The organism is Stutzerimonas stutzeri, from assembly GCF_024448935.1.
GTDB classification, from domain to species: domain Bacteria; phylum Pseudomonadota; class Gammaproteobacteria; order Pseudomonadales; family Pseudomonadaceae; genus Stutzerimonas; species Stutzerimonas stutzeri_AO.
The window spans coordinates 1-10,366 of the sequence record NZ_JAMOIE010000127.1 but is presented as its reverse complement, the minus strand read 5'-3'; the positions used below and the strand labels follow the sequence as shown (position 1 = coordinate 10,366).

The following is a 10,366-nucleotide window of genomic DNA, read 5'->3' as shown; positions in this document are numbered from 1 at the left end:
CCCCTGGTTCTTCGATACCACGACTTCGCTGGCCCCCAGGCGCAGGGCGTCTTCCTTCTTGTCGGGCGAGGTGGTGAACAGCACGACATGCGCGCCCATGGCATTGGCGATCTTTACCGCCATGTGCCCAAGGCCACCGAGACCGACCACGCCGACCTTCTGACCGGGGCCGACCTTCCACTGGCGCAGCGGCGAATAGGTGGTGATGCCTGCACATAGCAAGGGCGCGACAGCGGCAAGCGTGTCTTCGGTATGCGAGATGCGCAGGACGAATTTCTCATTCACCACGATGTTGTCGGAATAGCCGCCAAAGGTATTCTCGCCACCGCCGAATGCGGGACCATTGTAGGTGCCGATAAAACCATTCTCGCAATACTGCTCGAGACCCTCGCCGCAGGAAGGGCAGCTCTGACAGCTGTCGACCAGGCAGCCGACGCCAGCGATGTCGCCCGCCTTGAACTTGCTGACGTTCGCGCCGACCGCGCTCACGCGGCCAACGATCTCGTGGCCCGGCACGGAGGGATAGCGGGTGTTGTTCCACTCGTTGCGCGCGGTGTGCAGATCAGAATGGCAGACGCCGCAGAAGAGAATGTCGATCTGCACATCGTTCGGCCCTACGGCACGGCGCGAGAACGTATGAGGTGCGAGTGGCGTGCTTGGGTCAAATGCGGCGTAACCGATGGTTGTGCTCATGAGCGCTCCTGTGGCGTTTTATCGAGTGGGCGGAAGTGCTAAAGCCTATGCCAATAGCGAACAGGACCGGTTGCACAATCCTGCCGATGACTCACGCATTTCTGCTGGAATGGGATAGACCTGGTGCGGGTGGGAGGTGTTCGGTACGTGATGCGCCGGGTTTTGGCGAGCGATTGCTTGCCTGTCATGCAGCGGCGAAACGGTGGGTCGGGAGCAGAGGCTCCCGTCAGGGTAGCGGCAAGCGGTGGCCATCGTGCCGCCTCCCGGGCGGCTCTGGTTGCAGCGTGGCGGGCCCTACGCAGAGCCCGCCATCTCCCGGTCAGGCTGCTTTCAGCTGGGCCTCACGCAGGGCCCGGTTGAGGGCGCTGAACAAGGCGCGAATGCTGGCGGTGGTGATGTTTTCGTCAATGCCGATGCCATGCAGCGGGCGCTCGCCATCCAGACGCACTTCGATATAGGCCGCGGCCCGTGCATTGCTGCCGGCACCGATCGAGTGCTCGTGATAATCCATGATCTCCAGCTTCACCGGCAAGCCGGCGACCAGCGCTTCCAGCGGCCCCTTGCCGATGCCGCGCCAGTGGGCAACCTCGCCATCGGTCGCGACTTCCACGTCCACCGCGCTGGTGCCGTTCTCTTCCTGCAGACGATGGCCCTTCAGCGTGTAGGGCGCGGTGGCTTGCAGGTACTCGGCTTCCAGCAGCGCATAGATCTGCTTGGCGCTCATTTCCAGGCCCAGCCGATCGGTCTCCTTCTGCACCACTTGGCTGAACTCGATCTGCATGCGCCGCGGCAGGCTGATGCCGTATTCCTGTTCGAGCAGAAAGGTGATGCCGCCTTTGCCGGACTGGCTGTTGACGCGAATCACCGCCTCGTAGCTGCGACCGATGTCGGCCGGGTCGATTGGCAGGTATGGCACTTCCCATACGCCATTCGGATCCTGTTGACTGAAGCCTTTGCGAATCGCGTCCTGGTGCGAGCCGGAGAAGGCTGTGTGGACCAGATCGCCGACGTAGGGATGGCGTGGATGGACCGGCAACTGGTTGCATTCTTCGACGACCTTGCGCACGGCATCGATGTCGGAGAAGTCCAGCTGTGGATCGACGCCCTGGCTGTACATGTTCAGCGCTACGGTCACCAGATCGACGTTGCCGGTGCGCTCGCCGTTACCGAACAGGCAACCCTCGACGCGATCCGCACCGGCCATCAGGCCCAGTTCGGTGGCGGCCACGCCCGTGCCGCGGTCGTTGTGGGTGTGCAGGCTGATCAGCACGCAGTCGCGCTTGTTGATCTGGCGGCCGAAATATTCGATCTGGTCGGCATAGATATTCGGCGTGGCGGCCTCGATGGTGGCCGGCAGGTTGAGGATCAGCTTCTTCCCAGGCGTCGGTTGGAATACCTCGATCACCGCGTTGCAGACTTCGACGGCGAAGTCGGTCTCAGTGGAGCTGAACACCTCGGGCGAATATTCGAAGCGCCAAGCGGTTTCCGGCGCCGCATCGGCGAGACGCTTGACCACCTGCGCCGCGGCGACGGCGATGTTCACCACACCAGCCTTGTCCTGGTTGAACACGATGCGGCGGAAGCTCGGCGCGGTCGCGTTGTAGTAATGAACGATGGCCCGCTTGGCACCCTTGAGCGATTCGAAGGTGCGGCTGATCAGGTCCTCGCGAGCCTGAGTCAGCACCTGAATGGTGACGTCGTCGGGAATGTGGCCGCCCTCGATCAGTTCGCGAACGAAATCGAAATCGGTCTGCGAGGCGGAGGGAAAGCCCACTTCGATCTCCTTCAGGCCGATCTGCACCAGCGTCTTGAAGAAACGCATCTTCTTCGCCGCGTCCATCGGCTCGATCAGCGACTGGTTGCCGTCGCGCAGGTCGGAGCTGAGCCAGATCGGGGCCTGGGTGATGGTCCGCGATGGCCAGGTACGGTCAGGCAGATTGATCACCGGGAACGCGCGATATTTGCTTGAAGGATCTTTGAGCATGGTCATGGCAATTTCCTTGGGCAGGCCCCCCCCAAAACGTGGCACGAAGCAGGGAGGGCAGAGCAGGTCGACGTGTAGTTATGGCCCGAATGTAGAGTTCATCTATCGGGTGTTGCAACGGGATCGAAAAAAATGGTGAAAAACACTAATAAAAGCCCACAAAGAAAAATAAAAAATCGCTTGTGCTCGGTAATCGAAGATTGATTGCCCGGCTGGATTGCGGCCCCGTGTCGCACTCAGCCTGGGCCTCGGGACGTGCGATCATCCGGCCACGATGAGCAGTAGCCACGGCAGGATTTACGTGAGACGCAAAGGAAAGTTCACAGCGGGTCTCTGGCTTGGCCAGCGGTGATCTTTCACTGCAGGTTGCAATCAGCCGTCCCGGGTTTGTCGTCGTCGCGCCGGTCGCTCGGTTGGGGCAACTGCGGCATCGGTCGGCTGAGCAGCTGGCTGACCGAGCCATAGCCCTCGCGCATGTCCGCACCGCTCGGGTGCTGGAACACGCGCAGACCGAACTCGGGCAGGATCGCCAGCAGGTGGTCGAAGATGTCTGACTGGATCGCCTCGTACGGGGTCCAGGCCACGGTGTTGGTGAAACAGTAGATTTCCAGCGGCAAGCCGTCGGCGGTGGGGCTGAGCTGGCGCACCATCAGCGTCATACCCTGATGGATACCGCCATGGCTGCGCAGGTAGCGTTCCACATATGCTCTGAAACTGCCGATATTGGTGATCCGTCGAGTATTCACCGGCTCCTTGCCGCGCTCTTCAAGCTTGGCATTCCACTCGTCGATCTCTCGGCGTTTTTCGGTGAGGTATTCATCCAGCAGGTTGAATCGATGCAGGCGCTCGCATTCGTCGCTGCTGAGAAAATGCACGCTTTGCTGATCCAGAAACAGGCTGCGCTTGATCCTGCGGCCGCCGCTTTCCTGCATGCCCCGCCAGTTCTTGAACGAGTCGCTGATAAAGCGCTTGGTCGGGATGTTGCTGATGGTCTTGTCCCAGTTCTGCACTTTTACCGTATGCAGCGCAATGTCGATGACATCGCCGTCGGCGTTCAGCTGCGGCATTTCCACCCAGTCGCCAACACGAATCAGGTCGTTGGAGGTGATCTGCACGCTGGCCACCAACGAAAGAATGGTGTCCTGAAATATCAGCATCAATACCGCCGCCATTGCGCCAAGGCCGGACAGCAGGATCAGCGGCGAACGGTCGATCAGGGTGGCGATGATGAGGATGGTGGCGACCGCATACAGCACGATCTTGACCACCTGCAGATAGCCCTTGATGGGGTGCACATGCGCATCGGCGCGGCGCTGGTACATCATGTTGATGATGTCCAGCAGCGCACCCAGGGCGAGGGCGATGGTCAGCACGATGAAGCCACCGCAGACATTGCGCACGACGGTGACGGCCGCTTCCGGCAGGCCCGGTACGGCATTCACTCCAATCGACAGCACCAGCGCCGGCACGATGTTGGACAACCGGCGAATGATACCGAAATCCTGCAGCTGAGTTTCGCGAGTGCTGCGCAGTATTTTGTACAGACCGCTCACCAGGATGCGCTTGACCACCCAGTTGGCCAGCCAGGCCGCGAATATCAGCGCCGCGCTGGCGACCAGCGTCTCCAGTTCGGCATGCTCGCCCAGCCATTCCAGCCAGACCTTCATTTCTTCCTGCATCGTACCGCTCCGTCAGTTGGCGTCAGACCACAACCACATGCCAGGGGGCGTCCTGTCAGCGGATGAACTCGCGGCTAATCGAGCGGAAGAGGTCGGTCCCTGCCTGTTCCATCCATTCGAACGCAACCATTTCGCGCGAAACGATGCTGGCACCGGCTTGTTGCATGCGTGCCAGACCAAGCGCTTTGTCGCTGGCGCGGCGCGATCCGACAGCTTCTTCGACCACGAACACCTGATTGCCGCGAGCCAGCAGATCGAGCACGGTCTGCAGTACGCAGATATGGGTTTCGATGCCGCTGATGATGAACTGCTTGCGCTCGCCACCGGGGCGCCTGAACAGTTCGCCATCGCGCGCAGCGGAAAAATGCAGCTTCTCGATGATCGCCTCGTCAGCCATGCCATCGCGCAGGGCTGCGATCGTAGGGCCGAGGCCCTTGCTGTACTGCTCGGTGACCAGCACCGGCACACCGACGCGTTGGGCGACCTGGATCAGCCAGGCACTGTGCCCGGCCAACGTGGTGTGGTCTTCGATGGCCGGAAATAGCCGTTCCTGAATGTCGATGATGACAAGCGTCGAGTCCTGCGCATTGATGAGCATAAGGGGTCCTTGGGGCGGATCAGGGTTTGAACGCACCGATGAAGATCGACGGGTCGACCCGTGCATCGTTCAGGCTGACGTTCCAGTGTAGATGCGGGCCGGTGGCTCGGCCGGTGGAGCCGACCTTGCCGAGCACGGCACCACGGGAAAGCTCGTCGCCGACCTTCACATCAATCTGCGACAAATGGCAGAACATGCTGGTCAGGCCCTGGCCGTGGTCGACGAACACGGTTTTGCCATTGAAGAAATAATTGCCGGTGAGAATGACCTTGCCGGCCGCCGGAGTCTTGATCGGTGTACCGGTCTTCGCAGCGAAATCCAGCCCGGAATGCGGATTGCGCTCTTCACCATTGAAGAAGCGGCGCAGCCCGAACGGCGAGGACAGCGGGCCGTTGACCGGCTTGTCGAACAACAGGTTACTGGGCTGGCGTGGGCTGAACTGCCTATAGGCCCCTGTCTGTTCGTCCAGTTCGCGCTCGATACGTTTGAGGTCGGCGGGGTTGGGGTTGACCTGGCGCTGGTTCCTTAAGGTGATGCGCTGTTCGCGGTAGGTGCGCGGTTCGACACGGAAGCTATGTGCCTGGCCGCTGACGTCCAGCGACTGCTGACCGGCTTTGACCGACAGCGGGATGCCGACAACGGCGATCCAGCGCTGGTCATCTTCGCGTACCACCAGCACCGGTTTGCCGTCGTACCGTGCTGTTGGCGCGCTGGGATCGTTACCCAGGTCGATTACCGCGACGCCACCGGGTACGGGTTTGTTCAGCAGGCGGGTGAGAAAACCTTCGGCGTGGACGGGAAGTGAAAGGCAGAGCAGCAGGGCAAGGGCAAAACGCATAAGAGTCCTGGGCAAAAAGTGGGTTAGTCCAGCAGTGATAGGGTGACGGGCGTTTGATGGTTGTCTTCGACCCTGACGTCCAGTTCGCCTTCGCCCAGACGCGCCTTGAGGCGTTGGCCGGGCTGGGTCTGGCCCGCATGCCGAATGGCCTGGCCGCGCTCGTCGAGCAGGATGCTGTAGCCACGTGACAAGGTGGCGAGCGGACTGACGACATTCAGCGTCTGCGCCAGTCCCTGTAAATGTTGGCGATGGCCTTTCAGGGTGTCCTGCATCGCTCGGGGTAGGCGGCTGGACAGATGATCGAGGCGTTGGCGCAACAGGTTCAGGTTTCGGCCTGGGTGCTGGCCCGCAAGGCGCGTTTCGAGGCGGGCGAGGCGTTCCTGCCCGGCGCAGAGGCGACGGTCGATGCCGCGCAGCAGGCGTTGTTCGAGATCGTCGATGCGCTGGGCCTGTTGTTGCAGGCGCTCGCCGGGGTGTCGCAGCCGGCGTGTCAGGCCTTCGAGGCGCGTTGCCTCGCGGTGTAAACGGTCCCGCATCCGCAGCAGCAAGCGCTGGCGCAGGCCATCGAGTCGCTGGCGCAGGTCGGCGCTGCTGGGAGCCAGGAGTTCGGCGGCCGCGGAAGGCGTCGGTGCGCGTACGTCGGCGACGAAGTCGGCAATGGAGACGTCGGTTTCATGGCCCACGGCGCAAACGATCGGCGTCTCGCAGGCTGCCACGGCGCGTGCGACCCCTTCTTCGTTGAAGCACCACAGGTCTTCCAATGAGCCGCCGCCGCGCGCCAGGATCAGCGCATCGAAGCCGCCACGGTCGGCCAGTTCCAGCGCGCGGACGATTTGTGCCGTCGCTTCGCGGCCCTGGACCGGGGTCGGTACCAGCGTCAGGGCAACATGCGGCGCACGTCGACGGAACACCGAAATGATGTCGCGGATCACCGCACCGGTGGGCGAGCTGACGATGCCGATACGTTGCGGGTGAGCGGGCAGGGCGCGCTTGCCGGCGGCGTCGAACATGCCTTCGGCGCTCAGCTTCTCCTTTAGCGCTTCGAAGGCCAGGCGCAGCGAGCCGTCGCCGGCTGGCTCGACGTTATCGAGGATCAACTGGTAGTCGCCGCGGCCCTCGAACAAGGACACTCGTCCGCGCACTTTTACCGCGAGGCCGTCGCGCAATGCCTGACGCACACGCAAGGCGTTCTGTCGGAACAGCGCGCAGCGCACCTGGGCGCTCTTGTCCTTCAGCGTGAAGTAGACGTGGCCGGATGCCGGCTTGGACAGATTGGATATTTCGCCTTCTACCCACACCTGGGCGAAGACATCTTCGAGCAGCAGCCGCGCGCGACCGTTGAGCTGGCTGACGGTCAGCACTTCACGGTCGAGATTGAGGCGTTGGAAAGGATCTTTGAGCATGCCGGGGATGATAAGGGAAAAGCGCGAAAAGAGCGCTGAAGGCTGGAGGCTAAACGGACAGCGGGCGATGGAGTAGCCTTGACCTGGGTCGACAGCATATTAAGCTGCGCCAGTTCTCGTCTCCGTCTGAGCCAGCCATGAGTCACAGTCAAGCGATCGTCGTGCCGCGTATCTCATCCTTTCCTGGCCATGAAGCCAAGGCGCGAATGATCCTGCGTTGGCTTGCCGAGCGGCGCATCGTCGAGGCGCTGCCAACCACCTGTGGACGGGGTGTTGGCGGCATGGCCTATGCGCTTGGATCGGGTGCGCGCAACGTTGTGCTGCACCCTGAGCGGTTGCCGTTCGCTGAGCCGATCAATGGCTTGGAGGTCGTGACCAAGCGCTGCATCTACACGCCGACCCGGGCGTTTGCCGAGGAGGCCGGATGCCCTGAATGCCGGCAAGAGATTGGGGAGGCGCTGTTCGAGAGTCTCGACGAGTGGATGCCTGCACAGACCGACACCTTCACCTGTCCGGAATGCGGGTACGAGGATGACATCAACGGCTTCCTGTTCATTCCGGCCTGCGGCTTTTCCAATCTTGGCTTCATCTTCAACGGTTGGGGCGAGGCTGTATTTGCCCAGTCCTTTCTTGACCAGTTCGCTGGACGGCTGGGATTCGAGATTGCGGTGGTGGTTGCGTAGCGGTGACCGATCAGTCATTTGTTCGGCGTAGCGAAGCGGAACGCGCGCGACGGACCTTACAACCGCATTGAGCGTAATGGTGTGCGTGGGTATAATGCCGCGCTTCCTTTTTCCCGCCTGGGAGCCCCCGCCATGCTGCGTATCAGCCAAGAAGCCTTGACTTTCGATGATGTTCTCCTGATCCCGGGATATTCCGAGGTCCTGCCGAAGGATGTCAGCCTCAAGACCCGCCTGACCCGCGAAATCGAGCTGAACATTCCCCTTGTTTCGGCGGCAATGGACACCGTCACCGAAGCCCGCCTGGCCATCGCCATGGCGCAGGAAGGCGGCATCGGCATCATTCACAAGAACATGAATGTCGAGCAGCAGGCTGCCGAGGTGCGCAAGGTCAAGCGCCACGAGACGGCCATCGTTCACGATCCGGCGACCGTGACGCCTGAAACCAAGATCAGCGAACTGCTGCGCAAGGCGCGGGAGCTTGGTTTCTCTGGCTTCCCCGTGGTCTCGGGCAAAGAGCTGGTGGGTATCGTCACCGGGCGCGACCTGCGCTTCACGCCGAACGTCGGTGATTCGGTTGCCGCGATCATGACGCCGAAGGAAAAGCTGATCACCGTTCAGGAAGGCACCGGGCTTGAGGAAATCAAAACCAAGCTCTACGAGCACCGCATCGAGAAGATGCTGGTGGTCGACGGCAATTTCCATTTGCGCGGCCTGGTGACCTTCCGTGATATCGAGAAGGCCAAGACTTACCCGCTGGCCTCCAAGGATGATCAGGGCCGCCTGCGTGTCGGTGCTGCGGTCGGCACCGGCGCCGACACCGCCGAGCGTGTCGAAGCGTTGGCTGCTGCCGGCGTCGATGTGATCGTCGTCGACACCGCACATGGCCACTCCCGCGGTGTGCTCGATCGCGTTCGTTGGGTCAAGGACAACTTCCCGCAGGTGCAGGTCATCGGCGGCAACATCGCCACTGCCGAAGCCGCGCTGGACCTGGTCAAGGCTGGCGCTGACGCGGTCAAGGTCGGTATCGGCCCAGGTTCGATCTGCACCACGCGAATCGTCGCCGGTGTCGGCGTGCCGCAAATTTCCGCGATCGCCAACGTCTCCGCCGCGCTCGAAGGCACCGGCGTGCCGATGATCGCCGATGGCGGCATCCGTTTCTCCGGTGACCTTTCCAAGGCCATCGTGGCCGGCGCCAACGCCGTGATGATGGGCTCGATGTTTGCCGGTACCGAGGAAGCTCCGGGCGAGATCGAGTTGTTTCAGGGCCGCTCCTACAAGGCCTACCGCGGCATGGGCTCGCTGGGCGCCATGTCCCAGGCGCAGGGTTCGTCGGATCGTTACTTCCAGGATTCCTCCGCCGGTGCCGAAAAGCTGGTGCCGGAAGGCATCGAAGGGCGCGTGCCGTACAAGGGCTCGCTGGCGGCAATCATTCACCAGCTGATGGGCGGCCTGCGCGCCTCCATGGGCTATACCGGTAGCGCGACCATCGATCACATGCGCACCCACCCGCAGTTCGTGCGCATCACCGGTGCCGGCATGGCCGAGTCCCATGTGCATGATGTGCAGATCACTAAAGAAGCGCCAAATTACCGCGTAGGCTAATCGAGCTCTTTCGCTGAGGGCTGGAGGCTGGAAGCTGGACGATCGTGCTTTTTCGTTCAGCCTTCAGCCTTCAGCCTTCAGCCATTATTCAGGTGAAGAAAAAATGGCCCACCCCGACATTCACGCTCACCGCATCCTGATCCTGGATTTCGGCTCGCAGTACACCCAGCTGATCGCCCGTCGGGTGCGCGAACTCGGCGTCTACTGCGAATTGCATCCGTTCGACATGAGCGATGAGGACATTCGCGACTTCGCGCCGCGCGGCATCATCCTGGCTGGCGGCCCGGAGTCGGTGCACGCCGAAGGTAGCCCGCGCGCGCCGCAGGCCGTGTTCGATCTCGGCGTACCGCTGTTCGGTATCTGTTACGGTATGCAGACCATGTCGGAGCAGCTGGGTGGCAAGGTGCAGGGTTCGGATGAGCGGGAGTTCGGTTACGCGCGGGTCGATCTGGTTGGCAAGTCCAGGCTGTTCGACGGCATCGAAGACCATATGGACGACGACGGCGTGTTCGGCCTCGACGTCTGGATGAGCCACGGCGACAAGGTGACCACGCTGCCGGAAGGCTTCCACATCCTGGCCAGCACACCGAGCTGCCCGATTGCCGCCATGGGTGATGATGAGCGTCGCTACTATGGCGTGCAGTTCCACCCGGAAGTGACCCATACCCGCCAGGGCGGGCGCATTCTGTCGCGTTTCCTGCTGGAAATCTGCGGCTGCGAAGCGCTGTGGACGCCGTCCAATATCGTCGATGATCTGGTCGAGCAGGTTCGCAATCAGGTCGGTACGGCCAACGTGCTGCTGGGCCTGTCTGGCGGTGTCGACTCCTCGGTGGTTGCGGCGCTGTTGCACAAGGCCATCGGCAATCAGCTGACCTGCGTGTTCGTT

Annotated in this window: 9 protein-coding genes; 3 read left to right on the top strand and 6 right to left on the bottom strand. The window is 62.0% G+C overall.

Going from position 1 to position 10,366, the window contains the following annotated elements; translation table 11 throughout:
* The 6 genes from NA637_RS22795 to xseA all read right to left on the bottom strand — a co-directional run.
* The coding region (locus tag NA637_RS22795; protein ID WP_256074812.1) for an NAD(P)-dependent alcohol dehydrogenase at positions 1 to 693 on the bottom strand (693 nt) is incomplete at its 3' end.
* Positions 694 to 1,012: 319 nt separating this feature from the next.
* Positions 1,013 to 2,683, bottom strand: coding sequence for a 2-isopropylmalate synthase (leuA, locus tag NA637_RS22790; protein WP_256074811.1), 1,671 nt, complete (start codon positions 2,681 to 2,683; stop codon positions 1,013 to 1,015).
* Positions 2,684 to 3,033: 350 nt separating this feature from the next.
* Complete coding sequence (locus tag NA637_RS22785; RefSeq protein ID WP_256074810.1) at positions 3,034 to 4,356, bottom strand: mechanosensitive ion channel family protein; 1,323 nt, start codon at positions 4,354 to 4,356, stop codon at positions 3,034 to 3,036.
* Positions 4,357 to 4,411: 55 nt separating this feature from the next.
* The gene (locus NA637_RS22780; RefSeq protein WP_256074809.1) at positions 4,412 to 4,954 is read right to left on the bottom strand and encodes a hydrolase; all 543 of its coding nucleotides are present in this window, start codon (positions 4,952 to 4,954) and stop codon (positions 4,412 to 4,414) included.
* Between the two features lie 19 nt (positions 4,955 to 4,973).
* Positions 4,974 to 5,792, bottom strand: a complete 819-nt coding sequence (locus tag NA637_RS22775) for a M23 family metallopeptidase (RefSeq protein WP_256074808.1) — start codon at positions 5,790 to 5,792, stop codon at positions 4,974 to 4,976.
* 23 nt (positions 5,793 to 5,815) lie between these two features.
* Positions 5,816 to 7,195 carry an exodeoxyribonuclease VII large subunit gene (xseA, locus tag NA637_RS22770; protein ID WP_256074807.1) on the bottom strand — a complete coding sequence of 460 codons (1,380 nt, stop codon included), beginning with the start codon at positions 7,193 to 7,195 and terminating at the stop codon, positions 5,816 to 5,818.
* A 137-nt stretch (positions 7,196 to 7,332) separates the two neighbouring features.
* Between xseA and NA637_RS22765 the strand changes: the two genes are divergently transcribed.
* The 3 genes from NA637_RS22765 to guaA all read left to right on the top strand — a co-directional run.
* Positions 7,333 to 7,878, top strand: coding sequence for a sugar ABC transporter ATPase (locus NA637_RS22765; protein ID WP_256074805.1), 546 nt, complete (start codon positions 7,333 to 7,335; stop codon positions 7,876 to 7,878).
* Positions 7,879 to 8,010: 132 nt separating this feature from the next.
* Positions 8,011 to 9,480 carry an IMP dehydrogenase gene (gene guaB, locus NA637_RS22760; protein ID WP_045425305.1) on the top strand — a complete coding sequence of 490 codons (1,470 nt, stop codon included), beginning with the start codon at positions 8,011 to 8,013 and terminating at the stop codon, positions 9,478 to 9,480.
* Positions 9,481 to 9,583: 103 nt separating this feature from the next.
* A partial coding sequence (guaA, locus tag NA637_RS22755; RefSeq protein ID WP_256074804.1) for a glutamine-hydrolyzing GMP synthase occupies positions 9,584 to 10,366 on the top strand: 783 nt, incomplete at its 3' end.